The following is a 19,346-nucleotide window of genomic DNA, read 5'->3' as shown; positions in this document are numbered from 1 at the left end:
GCGGGAGGGAGCACGGGCGGCGGTGCGTCCCGGAAGTCGTTCTCGTGCATGCTCGAGCCTCCAACTATCGAGATAGCGTGACGATATATCTAGATAGTTGGCATAGGCAAGGGATGTCCGGTTGGCCGGAGTAAGTTAACGCGCGTTAACCGAGGCCTGGATCGCGGCCCTCGCCATCGTGTGCAGCAGCGGCCGCATGTCCTGGGCGGGCAGCTCGCCGGCGCTGTGCGGCGTCGAGTTGAGCAGCCCGAAGACCGCGTGCGTCGCGGCGCGCAGCCGCGCTGCCGGGCAGGCCGGGTGCAGCTCGGCCAGCACGGTCACCCACTCCTCGACGTAGAGGCGCTGCAGTCGCCTGATCTGCCGCCGCGCGGGCTCGGGCACGTTGCCCAGCTCCCTGTCGTGCACGGTGATCAGGGCCGGCTGCTCGATCGCGAACGTGATCTGCACGTTGAGCAGCGCGTCCAGCGTCTCCGCTGGGCCGGGGGAGGAGGTGGCGACCGCGACGGCCGACTCGCGCAGCCGCGAGCTGACATCCAGCAGCATCTCCGACAGCAGGGCGTCCTTGCCGCTGAAGTGCCGATAGAGCGCGGGCCCCGAGACGCCGACCGCGCCGCCGATGTCCTCGATCGAGACCCCGTGGAAGCCGCGTGCGGCGAACAGCCCGGCCGCCGCCTCCAGGATCTCCGCGCGCCGGTTGCCGCGGTTGCGGGTAGATGGAGAGACGGTGCTCACGTCTCACATGCTAGACGATTACGTTAATGATGACTAACATCCCAGCCATGGGAGGGGACTCATGAGCGAATGGCCGGTGCTGAGATCGGCGGCCGAGCCCGGCGCGGAGGCGTACAAACGACATGCCGAGCACAACGAGCGGCTCGCGGCCGAGCTGCTCCAACGGCTCGCGACGGCCGCGCTCGGCGGCCCCGAGCGCTCGCGGCGGCGCCACGTCGAACGAGGCAAGCTGCTGCCGCGCGACCGCGTCGACGGGCTGCTCGACCCCGGCTCCCGCTTCCTGGAGCTGTCGCCCCTGGCCGCGAACGGCCTCTACGACGACCAGGCCCCCGCGGCGGGCATCATCACCGGCGTCGGCCGGATCTCGGGACGCGAATGCGTGGTCGTCGCCAACGACGCCACGGTCAAGGGCGGCACCTACTACCCGCTCACCGTCAAAAAGCACCTGCGCGCGCAGGAGGTGGCGCTGCACAACCGCCTGCCCTGCGTCTACCTCGTCGACTCCGGCGGGGCGTTCCTGCCCAGGCAGGACGAGGTGTTCCCCGACCGCGAGCACTTCGGGCGCATCTTCTACAACCAGGCCACGATGTCCGCCCAGGGCATCCCGCAGATCGCCGCCGTGCTCGGTTCGTGCACGGCCGGCGGCGCCTACGTGCCCGCGATGAGCGACGAGGCGGTCATCGTCCGCGGCCAGGGCACGATCTTCCTGGGTGGCCCGCCCCTGGTGAAGGCCGCCACCGGCGAGGAGGTCACGGCCGAGGAGCTCGGCGGCGGCGACCTGCACTCGCGGGTCAGCGGCGTCACCGACCACCTCGCTGAGGACGACCCGCATGCGCTGGCGATCGTCCGCGACATCGTCTCCACGCTGGCGCCGTGCGCCGAGCGCCCCTGGGAGACGACCGCGCCGGAGCCACCCCGCTACGACGCGCGAGAGCTGTACGGCATCGTGCCCGCCGACACCCGCCGGCCCTACGACGTGCGCGAGGTCATCGCCAGGCTGGTCGACGGCTCCCGCTTCCTGGAGTTCAAGGCCGAGTACGGCTCGACCCTCGTCACCGGGTTCGCCCGCCTCCACGGGCATCCCGTGGGCATCGTCGCCAACAACGGCATCCTGTTCGGCGAGTCCGCCATGAAGGGCGCCCACTTCATCGAACTGTGCGACCAGCGCCGGATCCCCCTGGTGTTCCTGCAGAACATCAGCGGCTTCATGGTCGGCAAGGCGTACGAGGCGGGCGGCATCGCCAAGCACGGGGCCAAGATGGTCACGGCCGTCTCGTGCGCCCGGGTGCCCAAATTCACCGTGGTGATCGGCGGGTCGTTCGGCGCGGGCAACTACGCCATGGCCGGGCGGGCGTACTCACCCAGGTTCCTATGGATGTGGCCGAACGCGCGCATCTCGGTCATGGGCGGCGAGCAGGCCGCGAACGTGCTCACCACCGTGGGCGACGCCGACCCCGACGCGATCAGGGCCCAGTACGAGCACCAGGGCAACCCGTACTACTCCACGGCCAGGCTGTGGGACGACGGCGTGATCGACCCGGTCGACACGCGCACGGTCCTCGGCCTGGCGCTGTCCGCGGCGGCCAACGCGCCGCTCGAACCCGCCGGTTACGGCGTCTTCAGGATGTGAGCCAGGCAATGGAGACCGTGCGAAGCACCGGGCGGCAGGCGGGCTTCACGGCCGTGCTGATCGCCAACAGAGGGGAGATCGCCGTACGGATCGCCCGCACGCTGCGCGGGCTCGGCATCACGTCGGTGGCCGTGTACACGCCGGACGACGCGGGGGCCAAGCACACGCTCGAAGCGGACATCGCCCTTGAGGTGCCGGCATATCTGCACATCGAGGCGATCGTCGCGGCGGCTCGGGAAGCGGGGGCGCAAGCCGTACATCCGGGTTACGGGTTCCTCGCGGAGAACGCCGCGTTCGCGCGGCGTTGCGCCGAGGCCGGGCTCGTGTTCGTCGGCCCGCCCGCCGACGCCGTCGACGCGATGGGTGACAAGATCCGGGCCAAGGCCACGGTAGCGGCCGCGGGCGTGCCCGTGGTGCCCGGCCGGGCCGAACCCGCCTCCCTGGAGGACTGGGACGACTTCCCCGCCCTGATCAAGCCGTCCACGGGCGGCGGCGGCAAGGGCATGGTGCTCGTACGGTCGGCCGCCGAGCTGCCCGAGGCGATCGCGTCGGCCCGGCGTACGGCACTGGCGGCCTTCGGCGACGGCACGCTGCTCATCGAGCGTTACGTCGAGAGCCCGCGGCACATCGAGATCCAGATCATGGCCGACACCCACGGCAACGTCGTGCACCTGGGCGAGCGCGAGTGCAGCCTCCAGCGCAGGCACCAGAAGATCGTCGAGGAGGCGCCGTCGCCCTTCCTCGGCCCCGAGACGCGCGCCCGCATGGGAGCGGCCGCGGCGGAGGCCGCCCGCGCGGTCGGCTACGTGGGGGCGGGCACGGTCGAGTTCATCGTGGACGGCACCACCGGGGCCTACCACTTCATGGAGATGAACACCCGCCTGCAGGTCGAGCACCCGGTGACCGAGCTGGTCACCGGACTCGACCTGGTGGAGCTGCAGCTGCGGGTGGCGGCGGGCGAACTGCTGCCGTTCGGCCAGGACGACGTACGGCTCACCGGCCACGCCGTCGAGGCGCGCGTCTACGCCGAGGACCCGGCCCGCGGCTTCCTGCCCAGCGGCGGCCGTGTCCTGGCGCTGCGCGAACCGGGCGACCCGGCCGCCGGCGGTTCCGGGGCGGCGTCGCCGCGGGGCGGAGCCGTCGTACGGGTCGACTCGGGGCTGGTGGAGGGAGGCGTCGTGGGCACGGCGTTCGACCCGATGATGTCCAAGGTCATCGCCTGGGCCCCCGACCGCGCGACGGCGTTCGCCGCGCTCGACCGGGCACTGGCCGGGACGGCCGTGCTCGGCGTGGTCACCAACGTCCCGTTCCTGCGCGCCCTCGCCGCCCACCCGGCCGTCGCGGCCGGGGACCTGGACACCGGCCTGGTCGAGCGGGCGCTCCCCGACCTCGTGCCGGCCACCGAGGTGCCCGGTGAGGTGCTCGCCGCGGCGGGGCTCGTCTTCCACGCCATGCCCCAGGGCGATGACCCGTGGGACGTCACGGACGGGTGGCGGGTCGGCGAGCCGGCGTGGACGACGTGGCGGCTGGAGTCGCGGGACGGCGTGCACGAGGTCCGGGTCCGCGGCCTGCCGGAGGAGGCGGCCGACGTTCTGATCGACGGAGAGGCGGTGCCGGCGCGCGTCCGGGCCGACGGCGCCCACGCCCCCGGCCCTTCCGGCGGCGTACGCCTGCACGTCACCCTCGACGGCCGTACCGAGCGTTACCTCTGCGCGCGCGACGGCGACACGCTCTGGCTCGGCAGGGACGGCGCGTCGTGGGCACTCACCCGGCACCTCATCGGCGACCCGGGAGACCGGCCGAGCGCCGCCGCGGCCGGCGACGGCGCCGTGCGCAGCCCCATGCCCGGCACCGTGCTGGTGGTCAAGGCCCAGCCCGGCGAACGGGTCGGCGAGGGCCAGCCGCTGCTCATCGTCGAGGCCATGAAGATGGAACACACGGTGACCGCCCCGCACGACGGCACCGTGACCGAGCTGGCCGTGCGGGCGGGCCAGCCCGTCGACATGGACGCCGTCCTGGCCGTGGTCCGGCGCGAGTCCGAGGAGGCGTGATGCCGTACGCGATGGAAGGTCTTCCGCAGCAGGTCACGATCTACGAGGTCGGTCCGCGCGACGGGTTGCAGAACGAGTCCGCCGTAGTGCCCGTCGAGGTCAAGGCCGAGTTCATCCACCGGCTCGCCGACGCCGGACACAAGGTCATCGAGGCCACCAGCTTCGTGCACCCCGACTGGGTGCCGCAGCTGGCCGACGCCGGAGAGCTGCTCGCCCGGCTCCGCAGGAAACCGGGGGTGCGCTACCCCGTCCTCGTCCCCAACCTGCGCGGCCTCGACCGGGCGCTCGAACTCCAGGCCGACGAGATCGCCGTCTTCGCCAGCGCCACCGAGACGTTCGCCGCGAAGAACCTCAACCGCAGCCTGGAGAGCCAGTTCGAGATGTTCGAGCCGGTCGTGGCCCGGGCGCTCGACAACGGGCTGAAGGTACGCGCCTACGTGTCGATGTGCTTCGGCGACCCCTGGGAAGGGCCGACGCCGGTCAGGCAGGTGGTCGAGGTCGGCGAGCGGCTGCTCGGGCTCGGCTGCCACGAGCTGTCGCTCGGCGACACCATCGGCGTCGGCACGCCCGGCCACGTCACCGCCCTGATCGACGCCTTCCGCACGCCCGAACGGCTCGCCGTGCACTTCCACGACACGTACGGGCAGGCGCTCAGCAACACCCTCGCCGCGCTCAGAGGCGGCGTGACCACCGTCGACGCCTCGACCGGAGGCATCGGCGGCTGCCCCTACGCCGAGTCCGCCACGGGCAACCTGGCCACCGAAGACCTCGTGTGGATGTTGCAGGGGCTCGGCATCGAGACCGGGCTCGACCTGGGCAAGCTCGTGTCCACCAGCGTCTGGCTGGCGGAGCTGCTCGGCCGGCCCAGCCCATCCCGCGTCGTACAGGCGCTTTCGAAAGGGTGACCATGCTCAAGGACGAGTACGAAGAGCTCCGCAAAACCGTCGAGGCGTTCTCGCGCGAGGTGGTCGCGCCGGTGATCGGCGACTACTACGAGCGCGAGGAATTCCCGTACGACATCGTGCGGCAGATGGGCGCCATGGGGCTGTTCGGGCTGCCGTTCCCCGAGGAGTACGCCGGCATGGGCGGCGACTACTTCGCGCTCTGCGTGGCGCTGGAGGAGCTGGCCCGGGTCGACTCCAGCGTGGCCATCACCCTGGAGGCCGCGGTGTCGCTGGGGGCCATGCCGATCTTCAGGTTCGGCACCGAGGAGCAGCGTGAGACCTGGCTGCCCAGGCTGGCCGCCGGCGAGATGCTGGGAGCGTTCGGCCTGACCGAGCCCGGCGGCGGCTCCGACGTGCCCGGCGGGATGCGCACCACGGCCGTGCTCGACGGCGACACGTGGGTGATCAACGGGACCAAGGCCTTCATCACCAACGCCGGCACCGACATCACCGGCGTCGTCGGCGTGGCCGCCCTCACCGGCGAGCGGGAGATCTCCACCATCCTGGTGCCGAGCGGCACGCCCGGGTTCACGGTGTCGAAGAAGTACTCCAAGGTCGGCTGGAACGCCTCCGACACGCGCGAGCTGTCCTTCACCGACTGCCGCGTACCCGCCGCCAACCTGCTGGGCGAGCGCGGCCGGGGCTACGCCCAGTTCCTGCAGACGCTCGACGAGGGCCGCATCGCGATCGCCGCGCTCAGCGTCGGGCTGGCGCAGGGATGCGTCGACGAATGCCTGAAGTACGTCAGGGAGCGCAGGGCCTTCGGCCACCCGATCGGCCACTACCAGGCCATCCAGTTCAAGATCGCCGACATGGAGGTACGCGCGCACACCGCCCGCCTGGCCTACCACCACGCCGCCGAGAAGATGCTGGCCGGAGAGCCGTTCAAGAAGGAGGCGGCGATCGCCAAGCTGGTCTCGTCCAACGCGGCCATGGACAACGCGCGCGACGCCACCCAGATCTTCGGCGGGTACGGGTTCATGAACGAGTTCCCCGTCGGGCGCTTCTACCGCGACGCCAAGATCCTTGAGATCGGGGAGGGCACCAGCGAGGTGCAGCGCATGCTCATCGCCCGCAAGCTGGGCCTGGGAGACCTCTGAGGTTTGCACCGGGAACATGCGACGATCTAGTGTCGTCAATCATGACGGCTGACGATCTCCAGATCAGAAGGGCGGAGAAGGCCGACGCGGACGCGGTGTTCGCGCTGGCGCGCGAGTTCGGCCTGACCTTCAGGCCCGAGCGCGGGGCCTTCGACTCCGCGCTGCCCGAGTTGCTGGCGAACGAGGACGCCCTGCTGCTCGCGGCCGTCGTGAACGGGCGGGTCCAGGGTTACCTGCTGGGGTTCGTGCACCTCACGCTGTTCGCCAACGGCCCCGTGGCCTGGGTCGAGGAGGCCATGGTCGGGTCCGGGGCGCGCCGGCAGGGCATCGGGCGGGCGCTGCTGGAGGAGTTCGAGAGGTGGGCCCGCTCGCGCGAGGCGGGCTACGTGGCCATGGCGACCCGGCGGGCGCCGGAGTTCTACCACGCGCTCGGCTACGAGGCGTCGGCCACCTTCTTCCGCAAGGTCCTGCGCTGAGCCCTCTGGGGCGCTTCCCGCAGCGGCCGGCCCGCCACCGGATGCCCCCGCCGTGCGCTCCGGTCCGGACCACGTCCGCGGGCGTGTTCTGTCACCGCCGGATGGCATCCTTGGGGACGTGAGCATCCACGCCGTGAGCCCCTTGTTCGTCGGCCGTGCCCGTGAGCTCGCCGCTCTGGGCGACGCGCTGGACAGGGCGCGCGGCGGGGCGTCGGCCACGGTGCTCGTCGGCGGAGAGGCAGGCGTCGGCAAGACCCGGCTGATCAACGAGTTCACCGGCCGCTCCGGCGACGCCATGGTGCTCGTCGGCGGATGCCTGGAGCTGGGCACGGAAGGCCTGCCGTTCGCGCCGTTCACCGCCGTGCTGCGCGGGCTGGTGCGCGAGCTGGGCCGTGACGGGGTCGCGGCGCTCGTGCCCGGCGGCACCACGCGCGGGTTGGCGCGGCTGCTGCCGGAGTTCGGCGAGCCCGACAGGGACGGGCCGCAGGCCCGGGCCCGCCTGTTCGAGCAGGTTCTCGGCCTGCTCGAACGGCTGGCGGAGGAGCGTCCCGTGCTGCTGGTCGTGGAGGACGCGCACTGGGCCGACCGCTCCACCCGCGACCTTCTGTCCTTCCTCGTCCGCTACCAGCGCACCGCGGCCCGCCTGCTCATCGTCGTCTCCTACCGCTCCGACGAGCTGCACCGCACCCACCCGCTGCGCCCGCTCATCGCCGAGCTGGGCCGGATCGAGTGGGTGAGCCGGATCGCGCTGCGCAGACTCACCCGCAGGGAGGCCGTGGAGCAGGCGGCCGGCATCCTCGACCGCGAGCCGTCCGCCGCCGACATGGACCTGATCTACGCGCGCAGCGAGGGCAACCCGCTGTTCGTCGAGGCGCTGCTGAGCGACGAGAGCGGCGGCCAGGCGCTGCCCGAGTCGCTGCGCGACCTGCTGCTGGCGAGCGTCGAGCGGCTGCCCGGCGAGACGCAGGAGCTGCTGCGGGTGGCCTGCGCCGGCGGGCAGCGCATCGAGCACGACCTGCTCAGCGCCGTCGCCGGGCTCGACGAGCGCACGCTGACCGGCGCGCTGCGACCGGCGGTCGCGGGCAACGTCCTGGTGGTCGACGGCGAGGGCTACGCCTTCCGGCACGCGCTGATCCGCGAGGCCCTCCACGACGACCTGCTCCCCGGCGAGCACACCCGCCTGCACACGCGTTACGCCGAGGCCCTGGAGCGCGACCTGTCGATCCTGCCCGCCCCACGCGGCGCGATCGAGCTCGCCCACCACTGGCATGCCGCCCACGACTCCACGTGGGCCCTGGTCAGCGCCTGGCGCGCGGCCGCCGCGGCGCGCAAGTCCACCGCCTACGACGAGCAGCTCAGGATGTTGTCCAGGGTGCTGGAGCTGTGGGACCAGGTGCCCGACGCGGCCGAGCGCATCGGCGCCGCCCGCATCCGCGTGCTGCGGCAGACGGCCACGGTCGCCCACCTCGCCGGCGAATACGAGCGCAGCATCGCCCTGGCCGGCGCCGCCCTCGACGCCGTCGACCACGACACCGACCCCATCGACCGGGTCCACGCGCTGCGCCAGCGCGGCCTGACCCGCTACGACCTGGGCCGTCCCGGCCACCTCGACGATCTGCGCCAGGCTGCCGCGCTCGTCCCCTCCGACCGGCCCAGCAAGGTCCGCGCCCAGGTCCTCGAAAGCCTCGCCCGCATGCTCCACCGGCCCGATGACCTGCCGGAACGCCTGACCACGGCCCAGCTCGCCAGGCAGATCGGCCACGAGGTCGGCGACGCCAACATCGAGGCCCACGCGCTGATCGACTACGCCTGGGCCCGCTGGGGCTACTCCGAGATCGACGAGCAGTTCGGCGCCTTCGCGCAGGCCCGCGCCATCGCCTCGGACGAAGGGGCGTACAACGCGCTGATGCGCTGCGCGATCTCCGAGTCCGACGCGCTGGAGGGCGCGGGCCGGCACGAGCGGGCCGCGCAGGTCGCCCGCGAGGGCGTGGCCGAAGCCGGCCACTACGGCCTGGCCCGCACGTCCGGCACCTTCCTGTCGATCAACCTGGCCGAGCCGCTGGTGTCGCTAGGCCGGTGGGACGAAGCGCTGCAGGCGATCGAGCACGCGCTCGACCTCTCGCCGCCCGCGCCCTACCGCGCCAGCCTGCAGGGGCTGGCCGCCGACATCGCGCTCGCGCGTGGCGAGCACGACCGGGCCGAGACGTTGCTCGACGCGATGCGCAGGGTGTTGTCCCGCGGGGCACACCGCGACCAGGCGCTCCTTCCGCATCTGCGCAGGGAGGTGGAGCTGCTGGAGGCCCGCGGGCGGATCGGCGAGGCGGTGGAGACGGCGGGGCGGGCGCTGGACGAGCGTGACCTGCTGTCCAGCCCGCGGTATGCGTGGCCGGTGCTGGTGTCCTTCGCCCGCCTCTTCACCTCCGTCGCGCCACCCGTTCCGGCCGGCGGTCTCGGCGTTGACGCGCCGCCCGGTGTGTCCGCGCAGGGCACGGCGGCTGCGCCGGCCGTGGGGTCGTACCTGCCGCGGCTGCGTGCGCTGGCCGAGAAGCTCCCTGCCGACGGGGCGCTCCAGCACGCCCAGCGGCTGACGTTCACCGCGCTGGTCGGGCCTGACCTACCGTCCCATGAGACGGCGCTCACCGGGCAGCGGCGGGAGGCGGCGTCCGGGACGCCCGGCCGGCAGCCGAAGCAGCACCGGGCGGCGTCGGATCGCGAGGCGGCGGTCGCCGGGATGGCGGGGCTGGAGGGTTGCGGGGCGCCGCTGGAGATCGCCGCCGATCCGGCTGCCCGGCGGCTCAGGGCGTGGGACACGGCGGTGGAGGCGTGGGCCGCACTGCGGCAACCGTACGCCGAGGCTCGGTGTCTGTTGGGGGCGGCCCAGGTCGCGCTCGCGTGCGGTGACCGGCAGGGTGCCGCGGCACGGCTGTCACGATCGAGGGAGCTCGCGGGGCGGCTCGGCGCGGCGCCGTTGACCGAGCGGCTCGACGTCTTCGCCCGCAGGTCGAGGCTGGCGGGTTCGGAGGAGCCGGCCGAGGGAAACCCGATGGGGCTGACGGCTCGCGAGCTGGAGGTGCTGCGGGAGGTGACCTACGGGCGGAGCAACCGGGAGATCGCGGAGGCGCTGTTCATCTCGGTCAAGACGGTGAGCGTGCACGTGTCCAACATCCTGGCCAAGCTTGGGGTCGCCACCCGGGGAGAGGCCGCGGCCACGGCCCACCGTCTCCACCTCTTCGACTCCGCGACCTGAGCGGGAGCAGCCGTCCGACCTGGTCGGCGAGCATGCCCGGCCCTACGGGGGCCGCACCGGCGCGTGAACTACCGGTCTGCCCGTTCATTGCCCGGCTCCGGCCTGGAGGGCGCGTCGGTGAGGGGCGTCTTCGACGCTGTGGCGGTTGGCTGACCGGCGGTCTCTCCATCGGCGGAGGCGGTCCGGGCGGTGCGCAGGTGCGATGCGGGGGTCCGTGAGCGGCTCGCCGCACCCCTTGCTGGTCACGGCCATCCTAGGCGCAGGGCGCTCGCCGGGGCGACGGAAGTGGGGTGGTCAGCCGGTGAGCTGGGCTTCGAGCCGGTAGCCGTCCACGGTGACGTACACCTGGTCCCCCGGCCGGGCGTTCAGGCGCATGAGCACCGGCTGCAACGAGTCGAAGACCGGCTGGTGGCCCTGCCACACCAGCACGATGGCGTTGTCGCCGGGGCCCGTCACCGACAGAAGCGTGCCGGGACGCATGCCGAGCTGGGCCGCGTACCCCTCGGGCACCGGCACGGGGCCGCCCCTGAGGTGCTCGGGTGTGACCTCGATGCGCTGCCAGCGGCGCGGGTCGGACGACGGGCCCGGCAGCGGCGGGGGCGGCGTGGAAGGCGCGCCCGCCAGCCCGCCGGGCAGCTTGCCCGGGCGGCTTCCCGACAGCGCCGACAGCGTGGCCAGGGCGGCGGACGGGTCGATCGAGCCGGCGTTGACCGTCGGGATGGGCTGGCCGCCCCGGTGGTGGCCGTTGGCCCCGGGCGTGCGACGGGGCAGGGGCTGCGCGGGCGCCTGCGCCGCGGCCGGGCTGGTGCTCGTCTCAGGGGGGAGGGCGTCGAGCCAGGCCTTGGCCGAGTGGGCGCGGATGCCCAGCTCGGCCACCAGCTCCACGACGTCGGCGTCGGGCGAGCTGGAGGCCAGGAGCTGGCGCGTACGGCGCTGAAGGCCGTGCAAATCGCCGACCACCAGCCAGCCGTCCTGGAGCCGGCGGTCGGGCATGAGCGTCACGAGCACGCGCCAGAGCGGGGTGCGCAGCGACGGGACGGTCACCGGATGGGCCGGGTCGGCGCCGATGAGCTGGTCCTCGGTGGCCGCCGCGCCGAGCCACTCGGTCAGCCGGAACATGTGGCCGGTGACGGGCGCCGACTCGGAGGAACGCAGCCAGTGCAGGACCCGTTCCTCCGCGGTGCGTTGCGCCTGCGAGAGCGCGTCGCGGTCGACCAGCAGCTTGTGGGCGAGCGTACGCAGGCTGACCGGGTCCTCGGCGAAGAGCCGGTGCACGGCCACCGCCAGCTCCATCTTGTCGAGGCTGCGGAACAGGCTGTCCACGACCCGCACCATCGCGTGGTCGGTGTCGGAGGGCGTCGCGGGAACGGGCGCCGCGTAGGCGGGCGCCCCTTGGGGGCCGCCGGAGCCGGGGACGGCGGGCATGGAGCCGGTGTGCGGGCCGGAGCCGGGGACGGCCGGCATGGAGCCGGTGTGCGGGCCCGGGCCGCGGATCGCGGGCATCGAGCCTGTTTGGGGGCCCGAGCCGGGCATGCCGGGCAGCGACCCGGTGTCCTGGCGTCCGGGTGCCGGGCCTCCGGGGCGCTGCGGGAGGCGTTCGGACTGGCCGGAGGCCGGGCGCTGGGGCAGGCCCTCGCCCGCCGGGCCCTGGCGCGGGCCGCCGCTCTGGGGCTGGTCAGGGAGCGACCCCGTCTGGCGGCCGTCCGGTTGCGCGGGGAAGGCGCCGCTCTGCGGGCCGGACCCGCGTTCGGACGGCTGAGCGGCGAAGGAACCCGTGTGGCGATCCCGGCCGCTCTCCGGCTGCGCGGGGAACGAACCCGTCTGGCGGCCTTCCGGCGGCGGGACTCCCGAACCCGGCCGGCGGCTTTCGGGCTGGGCCGGGGACGGGCCGTCCGGTTGTGCGGGGAAGGCGCCGCTCTGCGGGCCGGACCCGCGTTCGGGCGGTTGCGCTGCGAAGGTGCCCGTCTGCGGTTGGGAGAGCCCCTCTGCCGGGCTCGCGAACGGCCCGGTGGACGGCGGCTGCGCGCCGGAGTCCGGTTTGGAGGCGCTCTGGGCGACGAACATGCCGGTCTGCGGAGGCGCGGAGGGAACGGAGCCCTCGTGCGGAGCGGGCTGCCCGGCGGCGCCCTGGGAACCCGCGGCCTGCGGCGCCCCAGGCCGACCCGGCTGGCCGGGCTGGCCGGGCTGGCCGGGTTGCTGGGAAGCACCTGACTGGGCCGCTGCGGGTTGCGGTGTCCCAGGCTGCAACCCGCCCGGTTGCGGAGTGCCGGACTGTGCGGCTGCGGGTTGTGGGGCGCCGGGTTTTTCGGGTGCGGGTTGCCCGGTGCCGGGCTGCGGAGCGCCCTCCGGCTGGGCGGGGAAGGAGCCGGTGTTCCTGGAGGACAGACCGGCCGCCGCGCCGACATGAAGCGGGCGGGTGACCTCCGGATGGCTCGCCTGCGCCGCGGGCACGGCCTCGCGCTGGGCCGGGATGCGGCCGAGGATCTCGCGGAAGACGGAGCCGACCACCACTTCCGGCGTGGCCGACGGGGTGGACAGGTCGCTGGGGGACAGGCGGCGCAGCCGGTGCCAGCCGCCGAGTCCGGTGATCGCCGTACGGGTGGCCTCGGGCCAGCCGGGGAGCGACGGGTCGATGTGGTGCACCGTCAGCGCGGGGAGCAGGTCGCACAGCGGCAGGTGGTCCCAGCGGGAGGTCGCCAGCCGGGCCAGCCGCTCGCAGATCCAGTCGAGACCCGCCGTGCCGAGCGCCTTCGACAGCGCCAGGGAGGACCACCACCCGGCGGGCAGGCGCGGGTCACCGAGCGCCTCGGCCACCTGCTGCGGACGGCTCCAGCGCAGCGCAGGGACTAGGTCGCTCAGGCAGATCGATGACTCGACATCCATCGGCGGACCTTATCCTCCCCAGTGAGCCGCATGGTGCTGCCCGTAATGATGTGGCTATTGGTGCAGCCTACGCGGCAAGCTATCAATCAGTGTGAATAGGGTAAAGACGGTTCAGATCCAAACCGTACCGTGGTCGGCCGCCCACGTGGGCCACACACTCTGCCCCCGCGCGGCAACCGGCCTCCAGCGCGGCCCTTTCCGCCGCACCGTCTAATGCCGCCGCGAGGAACCCCGCGGCGAACGCGTCGCCTGCCCCGGTCGAGTCGACGACTTCGGTGGGCACGCCCGCCGCCGTCGCGACCACTGCACCGTCGACGGCGGCCAGCGCTCCCTCCGCTCCCAGTTTCACGACCGCTGTGCCGTACGTCTCACTCAAGAGTACGGCGGCACGCTCCGCTGTTGGGGCACCACTGAGAATCAGGGCCTCGTCAAGATTGGGGATGATCAGGCCCGCCGCGGCAGTTTCCCGGATGAACCGTTCCACGCCGAACTCCCGCAGCGGCCCCGTGGAGGCCGGGTCGACGCTGATCGCGACGCCTCTGGCCGCCGCCTCCGCCATTGCGCGCCTGGCCAGCCGGAGCCCGCCCTCGGCGAAGAGGACGTACCCCGACAGATGGAGCCGGCCGACGTCGTCGAGCAGGGCAGGGTCCCAGTCGGCGTCCGAGATCAGGCCGCCGGCGCCGCGGTTGGTGAGCATCGAGCGTTCCCCGCTCTTGTCCACCATCGCGATCACGACGGCGGTCGGGTGCTCGGGGTCCACGGACAAGTGCGGGCGCACGCCCGTCTTGAGCAGTTCGGTCGTGTGCCACTCGCTGCTGTCGTAGCCCAGTTTGGCCAGCAGTCGCACGTCGGCTCCCAGGCAGGCGGCCCAGGCGGCGGTGTTCGCGCCGGAACCGCCGGGGCGCAGCACGATGTCGGCGGCCGTGTCGCTGCCCGTCATGACCGGCGAACCATGCAACGCCACCACATCGGTGACGATGTCGCCGATGATCAGGAGAGCTTTGCCCGTCACGGTTTTGCCCAGGCGAGGGCGATCTGGGCGGCGAGTGCGGTGTTGCCCCGTACGGCGGCCAGGTTCGCCTCCAAGGAGGCGCCGCCGGTGCCGTCGACGAGATAACCGAGCAGGAACGGGGTGATGGCCTGCCCCTTGACGCCGTCGCGCTCGGCCGCGGCCAGCGCCTCGGCCAGTATGCGGTCGTGCAGCCCGGGGTCGAGCTGCTGGTCCTCGGGCACCGGGTTGGCCACGATGAACGCGCTCTCCTGGCCGCCGAGCGCGTCCTGGCCGCGCATGACGGCCGCGGCATCGCCGGGCGACTCGATGCGCCAGTCGATCGGCTGGCCGGAGGAGTGCAGGTAGAAGCCGGGGAAGGTGTCCGTACGGTAGCCGGCCACCGTCACGCCCCTGGTCTCCAGGCGCTGCAGCGTCGCGGGCACGTCGAGGATCGACTTGACGCCCGCGCAGACGACCGTGATGCGCGTACGGGCAAGGGTGTCGAGGTCGGCGGACTCGTCCTGGTCGTCCGTCCATCCTCGGTGCACGCCGCCCAGGCCGCCGGTGGCGAAGACGCGGATGCCGGCGCGGGCGGCGAGGAACGACGTGGCCGACACGGTGGTGGCGCCGCTCGCCTTCAGCGCCGACGCCATGGGCAGGTCTCGTTGCCCCAGCTTGCGCAGGCCGGACTCCGTCGCTATACGCTCCAGCTCCACCTCGTTCAGCCCGATGCGCGGCACGCCGTCGAGCACGGCGATCGTGGCGGGCACGGCACCCGCGGCGCGGACGATTCCCTCCAGCTCCCGGGCCACCTCGAGGTTGCGCGGTTGCGGCAGCCCGTGGGAGATGATCGTGGACTCCAGCGCCACGACGGGTGCGCCGCCGGCCATGGCCTCGACGACCTCGTCGGAAGGCTGGAGAACGGAGTCGGTGGCGCTGCGCATGGTGAGTTTCGTGCTCCCTGAGTGATCCTGCCCGGCATACCCTGAACGGGGTACTTTACGGTATTTGTTCCAAGCCGGCGCGGTGCTGAAGCCGTCCCACCTGAGGATCACACGAGGAGCGCCGTTCCGGCCAGTGAGACGGCGGCGATGACGGCCGTGGCGATGCCGCCGAGCAGCACGATCCGTCCGCCTCTGACCAGTTTCCGCAGGTCGATGCCGGTGCCCAGGCCGAACAGGGCGGCCGCCATCAGCACGCCGGTGACCTGCGGGATCGTGTCCGTCACCGCCCCGGGCACCTGCCCGGTGCTGCGCAGGGCGACCATCGCCAGGAACGCCACCACGAACAGCGGCACGATTGCGGGACGGGACCCCGCGTCCCGGCTGCGCTCGGAGAACAGGGCGACCATCGGGGCGAGGAGGAGAACGCGGCCCAGCTTGACCGTCACGGCCGTGGCCAGCACCCCCGAGGCGGCGCCGATGGCGGCCACCTGGGCGACCTCGTGCACGGCCGCCCCCGTCCACACCGCGAGCTGCGCGGACGACAGGCCCATGAGGGAGGCCAGCAGGGGGATCACCGCGATGGCGGCGGTGCCGTACAGGACGACCACGCCGAGCGCGCCGGCGGCGTCGTCATCGTCGGAGGCGTCCGTGCTCTCGTGCATGGCGGCGATCGCGGCGGCGCCGCAGATGGACACGCCGGTGGCGACGAGCAGCGACGCGCCGCGCGTGAGGCCGAGCCTGCGGCCGACGGGCGGCGTCACCGCGAACGTCACCCCCGTCGCCACGGTCACCACGGCGAGCGTCTGCCAGCCGAGCGCCAGCACCTGCGGCAGGGCGATCTGCAGGCCCAGCAGGGCGACCGCGACCCGGAGCACCCGCCTGGAGACGAACGCGAGGCCCGGCTTCAACCGCTCCCCGACCCCGGCCACGTTGGCCAGCGCCGCGCCGGCGACCACCGCGACCACCGCGGGGCTGAGCGCCGTCACGACCCGGTTGACGGCCAGCGCGAGCACCACCGCGAGGGCGGCCACGGCGACACCCGGCCAGATCGCCACGGCTGCCGCTGCGGCTGATGCGGAACCGGTCCGGGCGGGGCGGCGGGTCCGCGCCCGCGCAGAGGGCAGCGGGCGGTCGGTGAGGTGCATGATCTCAGTCTTCTGAGCGCGTGAGGCGGCCGGTAGGCGCGACCTGCCTGGGAGGCCATAGCCTGAGGCTATGAGCGCGCTGCCCGATCTCGACTCCTTGAAGCTGCTGGTCGACGTCGGCGTGCTCGGCAGCCTCGGGCAGGCGGCCAAGGCCGCGGGCATCGCCCAGCCGTCGGCCAGCAAGCGCGTCGCCCACCTCGAACGCCGCCTCGGCCTCCCCCTGGTCGAGCGCACACCGCGCGGGTCCACGCTCACGGCCGAGGGCAGGATGGTGGCGGGCTGGGCCACCCAGGTGCTCGCCGCCGCCGAGGAGCTGATGCGGGCCGTCCAGGCCGTACGGCACGCCGAGGCGGCGCACCTGCGGGTGGCCTCCAGCATGACCGTGGCCGAGTACCTCGTGCCCAGGTGGCTCGGCGAGCTTCAGAACCGGAAGCCGGACGTGCCGGTCGGGCTCGACGTGATCAACTCCGCCGACGTCGCGGCCCGGGTGCTGGCCGAGGACGTGGAGCTGGGGTTCGTCGAAGGGCCGAGCGTGCCGGAGGGGCTGGACAGCCGGGTCGTGGGGACCGACAGGCTGGTGGTCGTGGTGGCGCCGGGACATCCGTGGGCGCGGCGCCGTACGGTCCTGCGGGGCCCGGAGCTGGCCGCGACGCCGCTGGTGGTGCGGGAGCCGGGGTCGGGGACGCGGGAGACGCTGGACCTGGCGTTCAAGGGCCTGCACCAGGCCAGCCCGCGGCTGGAGCTGGGGTCGAACGCGGCGGTCAAAGGGGCCGCGCAGGAGGGGGCGGCGCCGGCGGTGCTCAGCGGGTACGCGGTGGAGGCCGAAGTGGCGACCGGGCGGCTGGTCGAGGTGCCGCTGGCCGGGGTGAACCTGGTCAGGAGCCTGCGCGCGGTGTGGCGCCGCGGCCGTCCCCTCGCCGGCCCCGCCGCGATCCTGCTCGCCGTCGCCAGCCGTCCCTGACCGTTCCGGGCGTTGACGGATGGTGTGGTTTGGACCTTATGGTGCGTGGATGGGCGCTTATGACGTGATCGTGGCCGGCGGCGGGCACAACGGGCTGGTGGCCGCGGCGTACCTGGCCCGGGCGGGGCGGCGGGTGCTCGTCCTGGAGCGGTACGGCCACGTGGGCGGCCTGGCGATCTCCACCCGCGCCTTCCCCGGCGTCGACGTGCGCCTGTCGCGCTATTCCTACCTCGTCAGCCTCCTGCCGCGCGAGATCGTCCGTGACCTGAGGCTCGATCTGGAGCTGCGCGGACGGCGCTACGCCTCGTACACGCCCAAGGGCGGCACTGGCCTGCTCGTCGACAACGAGGACCCGGCGCGTACGGCGGCCTCCTTCCGCGAGGTCACCGGAGGCCAGGCGGACCACGAGGCCTGGCAGGCCTTCTACGGTATGACCGCCCGCGTCGCCCGTGCCCTCGCCCCCACCCTGCTCGAACCCCTGCGCGCGCCGGCCGAGATCGAGCGGCTGGTCGGCGCGGAGGCCTGGCGCGACCTGTTCGCCAGGCCGATCGGCGAGACCGTGGACGAACGCTTCGCCGACGACACCGTGCGCGGCGTCGTGCTGACCGACGCGCTCATCGGCACGTTCGCCGACACCGCCACCGACCTGTCGGCCAACCGGTGCTTCCTCTACCACGTGATCGGCGACGGAACCGGCGACTGGAACGTCCCCGTCGGCGGCATGGGCGCGGTCTCGCAGGCCATCGAGGCGGCGGCCAGGCGGGCCGGCGCCGAGATCAGGACCGGCGCGGAGATCGTGGGCATCTCGCCGTCCGGTGAGGTCACGTTCGTGACGGGGGACGGCGAGCACACGGTGAACGGCGGACACGTGCTGGTCAACCTCCCGCCCGCGGTGTTCGACCGGCTGATGGGCCGGCCGGCGACGGCTCCCGAGGGAGCGCAGCTGAAGGTCAACATGGTGCTGTCGCGGCTGCCCCGGCTGAAGGATCCTCAGGTGGACCCGCGGGCCGCCTTCAGCGGGACGTTCCACATCAACGAGGGGCGCGAGCAGCTCGCGAGGGCGTACGCGCAGGCGGCGCGTGGGGAGATCCCCGAGCTGCCGCCCGCCGAGGTCTACTGTCACTCCCTGACCGACCCGTCCGTCCTCGGCCCCGAGCTGCGGGGAAGGGCCGAGACGATGACCTTGTTCGGACTGCACATGCCCGCCCGGCTCTTCCGGGAGAATCCGGATCAAGCCCGGAAACAGGCGCTGGAGGCCACCTTCGCCTCCGTCAACGCGGTCCTGGCCGAACCCCTCGAGGACTGCCTGCTCAAGGCTCCCGACGGTAGCCCGTGCGTCGAGGCCAGGACACCCGTCGACCTCGAACGGGACGCGGGGCTCCCCGGCGGCCACATCTTCCACACCGACCTGAGCTGGCCGTACGCGGAGGAGCGCGGGTGGGGCGTGGAGACCGAGCACGAGCGCGTCCTCGTGTGCGGCGCGAGCGCCCGCAGGGGCGGTGGCGTGAGCGGGATCGGCGGGCACAACGCCGCCATGGCCCTGCTCGGCCGCTGACCGCCGCTAACCGTCCGAGACGAGCTTGCCGGCCACCTCCAGCGCCACCGCCATCCGCTCCGCCTCCGGTACGTCCGTGTCGGCCAGGAAGGGCACGTTGCCCGCGATCACCGCGAGCACCGCGAGCCGGGCCTCGAACCGCCGCACCGGGCTCGCCTGCGGCTCCACCAGCAGGGTGAGCATGCTGAGGATGCCTTGCCGCATGCGCTCGCCGGCCGGCACCTCGCGCATGGCCCCCTGGTTCACCTGCGCGAACCGGATCAGCGGCCGCCACTGATCCGCCAGCAGTTCGGCGATCCGCCGCAGGATCTCCTTCTTCGACTCGGCGGTCATGGGCTGCCGCCCCGCCCAGGAGACCAGCTCGTCGACCGAGTCGACCAGCCGGTCGACGACGCCGGCCAGGATCGCCTCCTTGGTGCGGAAGTGGTAGTAGAGCGCGGGCCTGGTGATCCGCAGCCGCTCCGCGACCTCCTGGAGCGTGGTCTTGTCATATCCCCGCTCGGCGAACAACTCCAGCGCCACCTGCTGGATCCGTTCTCTCGTGTCCGTCCGCCGTCCTGCCATGCCGCTCCCCTCACTTGACCGCCGGCCCGCCCATTGCTTACTTTCACGTAAGTAAGTAATGAGGTCCGACTCGTTGGAGCACACTATGGCCGAGAACTTCCCCCTCCCGCGCACCTGCCCGTA

The 19,346-nt window shown here is 73.0% G+C and carries 14 protein-coding genes; 8 read left to right on the top strand and 6 right to left on the bottom strand.

Translation table 11 applies throughout. The features are described 5' to 3' along the window. Positions 1-135 precede the first annotated feature (135 nt). The gene (locus GUY59_RS39015) at positions 136-732 is read right to left on the bottom strand and encodes an SACE_7040 family transcriptional regulator (RefSeq protein ID WP_138206536.1); all 597 of its coding nucleotides are present in this window, start codon (positions 730-732) and stop codon (positions 136-138) included. Positions 733-793: 61 nt separating this feature from the next. Here GUY59_RS39015 and GUY59_RS39010 point away from each other — a divergent pair, with 61 nt between their 5' ends. The 6 genes from GUY59_RS39010 to GUY59_RS51025 all read left to right on the top strand — a co-directional run bounded on the left by GUY59_RS39010 (position 794) and on the right by GUY59_RS51025 (position 10,180). Continuing rightward, positions 794-2,362 (top strand): carboxyl transferase domain-containing protein, encoded by a 1,569-nt coding sequence (locus GUY59_RS39010; protein ID WP_138206538.1) that lies wholly within the window; start codon positions 794-796, stop codon positions 2,360-2,362. Positions 2,363-2,370: 8 nt separating this feature from the next. Beyond that, positions 2,371-4,413 (top strand): ATP-binding protein, encoded by a 2,043-nt coding sequence (locus GUY59_RS39005; protein ID WP_138206540.1) that lies wholly within the window; start codon positions 2,371-2,373, stop codon positions 4,411-4,413. Further along, on the top strand, positions 4,413-5,318 hold the full coding sequence (locus GUY59_RS39000) for a hydroxymethylglutaryl-CoA lyase (protein WP_138206542.1): 906 nt from the start codon (positions 4,413-4,415) through the stop codon (positions 5,316-5,318). The genes GUY59_RS39005 and GUY59_RS39000 overlap by 1 nt, the downstream gene beginning before the upstream one ends. 2 nt (positions 5,319-5,320) lie before the next feature. Continuing rightward, complete coding sequence (locus GUY59_RS38995; protein ID WP_138206544.1) at positions 5,321-6,457, top strand: acyl-CoA dehydrogenase family protein; 1,137 nt, start codon at positions 5,321-5,323, stop codon at positions 6,455-6,457. 41 nt (positions 6,458-6,498) lie between these two features. Next, entirely contained in the window at positions 6,499-6,933 is a 435-nt protein-coding gene (locus tag GUY59_RS38990; RefSeq protein ID WP_138206546.1) for a GNAT family N-acetyltransferase, read from the top strand. A 118-nt stretch (positions 6,934-7,051) separates the two neighbouring features. Continuing rightward, the gene (locus GUY59_RS51025) at positions 7,052-10,180 is read left to right on the top strand and encodes a helix-turn-helix transcriptional regulator (RefSeq protein WP_138206548.1); all 3,129 of its coding nucleotides are present in this window, start codon (positions 7,052-7,054) and stop codon (positions 10,178-10,180) included. A 294-nt stretch (positions 10,181-10,474) separates the two neighbouring features. Here the strand turns inward: GUY59_RS51025 and GUY59_RS38980 are convergent, their stop codons facing one another. The 4 genes from GUY59_RS38980 to GUY59_RS38965 form a co-directional block, all read right to left on the bottom strand. Further along, a complete protein-coding gene (locus GUY59_RS38980) occupies positions 10,475-13,063 on the bottom strand; it encodes a hypothetical protein (protein ID WP_138206550.1) in 2,589 nt (862 codons plus the stop codon). 82 nt (positions 13,064-13,145) lie between these two features. Next, entirely contained in the window at positions 13,146-14,003 is an 858-nt protein-coding gene (locus GUY59_RS38975) for a carbohydrate kinase family protein (protein WP_236667924.1), read from the bottom strand. A 68-nt stretch (positions 14,004-14,071) separates the two neighbouring features. Continuing rightward, the gene (locus GUY59_RS38970; protein WP_138206554.1) at positions 14,072-14,998 is read right to left on the bottom strand and encodes a pseudouridine-5'-phosphate glycosidase; all 927 of its coding nucleotides are present in this window, start codon (positions 14,996-14,998) and stop codon (positions 14,072-14,074) included. Positions 14,999-15,105: 107 nt separating this feature from the next. Next, complete coding sequence (locus GUY59_RS38965) at positions 15,106-16,143, bottom strand: YeiH family protein (RefSeq protein WP_201761859.1); 1,038 nt, start codon at positions 16,141-16,143, stop codon at positions 15,106-15,108. A gap of 70 nt (positions 16,144-16,213) precedes the next feature. Between GUY59_RS38965 and GUY59_RS38960 the strand changes: the two genes are divergently transcribed. Next, the gene (locus GUY59_RS38960; RefSeq protein ID WP_138206556.1) at positions 16,214-17,104 is read left to right on the top strand and encodes a LysR family transcriptional regulator; all 891 of its coding nucleotides are present in this window, start codon (positions 16,214-16,216) and stop codon (positions 17,102-17,104) included. Positions 17,105-17,153: 49 nt separating this feature from the next. Next, positions 17,154-18,659 (top strand): phytoene desaturase family protein, encoded by a 1,506-nt coding sequence (locus tag GUY59_RS38955; protein WP_138206558.1) that lies wholly within the window; start codon positions 17,154-17,156, stop codon positions 18,657-18,659. A gap of 6 nt (positions 18,660-18,665) precedes the next feature. Here the strand turns inward: GUY59_RS38955 and GUY59_RS38950 are convergent, their stop codons facing one another. Then, a complete protein-coding gene (locus tag GUY59_RS38950; RefSeq protein ID WP_138206560.1) occupies positions 18,666-19,223 on the bottom strand; it encodes a TetR/AcrR family transcriptional regulator in 558 nt (185 codons plus the stop codon). Positions 19,224-19,346 lie beyond the last annotated feature (123 nt).

It is taken from the genome of Nonomuraea sp. K271, from assembly GCF_009908215.1.
Lineage (GTDB): Bacteria > Actinomycetota > Actinomycetes > Streptosporangiales > Streptosporangiaceae > Nonomuraea > Nonomuraea longispora.
Note: the sequence above shows the minus strand (reverse complement) of the source record. Positions and strands in the feature narration are given on the sequence as shown.

Coding starts and splice junctions, on each gene's coding strand:
- GUY59_RS39010 (WP_138206538.1), top strand. CDS start 794: ATGAGCGAATGGCCGGTGCTGAGATCGGCGGCCGAGCCCGGCGCGGAG.
- GUY59_RS39005 (WP_138206540.1), top strand. CDS start 2,371: ATGGAGACCGTGCGAAGCACCGGGCGGCAGGCGGGCTTCACGGCCGTG.
- GUY59_RS39000 (WP_138206542.1), top strand. CDS start 4,413: ATGCCGTACGCGATGGAAGGTCTTCCGCAGCAGGTCACGATCTACGAG.
- GUY59_RS38995 (WP_138206544.1), top strand. CDS start 5,321: ATGCTCAAGGACGAGTACGAAGAGCTCCGCAAAACCGTCGAGGCGTTC.
- GUY59_RS38990 (WP_138206546.1), top strand. CDS start 6,499: ATGACGGCTGACGATCTCCAGATCAGAAGGGCGGAGAAGGCCGACGCG.
- GUY59_RS38980 (WP_138206550.1), bottom strand. CDS start 13,063: ATGGATGTCGAGTCATCGATCTGCCTGAGCGACCTAGTCCCTGCGCTG.
- GUY59_RS38975 (WP_236667924.1), bottom strand. CDS start 14,003: ATGACGGGCAGCGACACGGCCGCCGACATCGTGCTGCGCCCCGGCGGT.
- GUY59_RS38970 (WP_138206554.1), bottom strand. CDS start 14,998: ATGCGCAGCGCCACCGACTCCGTTCTCCAGCCTTCCGACGAGGTCGTC.
- GUY59_RS38965 (WP_201761859.1), bottom strand. CDS start 16,143: ATGCACCTCACCGACCGCCCGCTGCCCTCTGCGCGGGCGCGGACCCGC.
- GUY59_RS38960 (WP_138206556.1), top strand. CDS start 16,214: ATGAGCGCGCTGCCCGATCTCGACTCCTTGAAGCTGCTGGTCGACGTC.
- GUY59_RS38955 (WP_138206558.1), top strand. CDS start 17,154: ATGGGCGCTTATGACGTGATCGTGGCCGGCGGCGGGCACAACGGGCTG.
- GUY59_RS38950 (WP_138206560.1), bottom strand. CDS start 19,223: ATGGCAGGACGGCGGACGGACACGAGAGAACGGATCCAGCAGGTGGCG.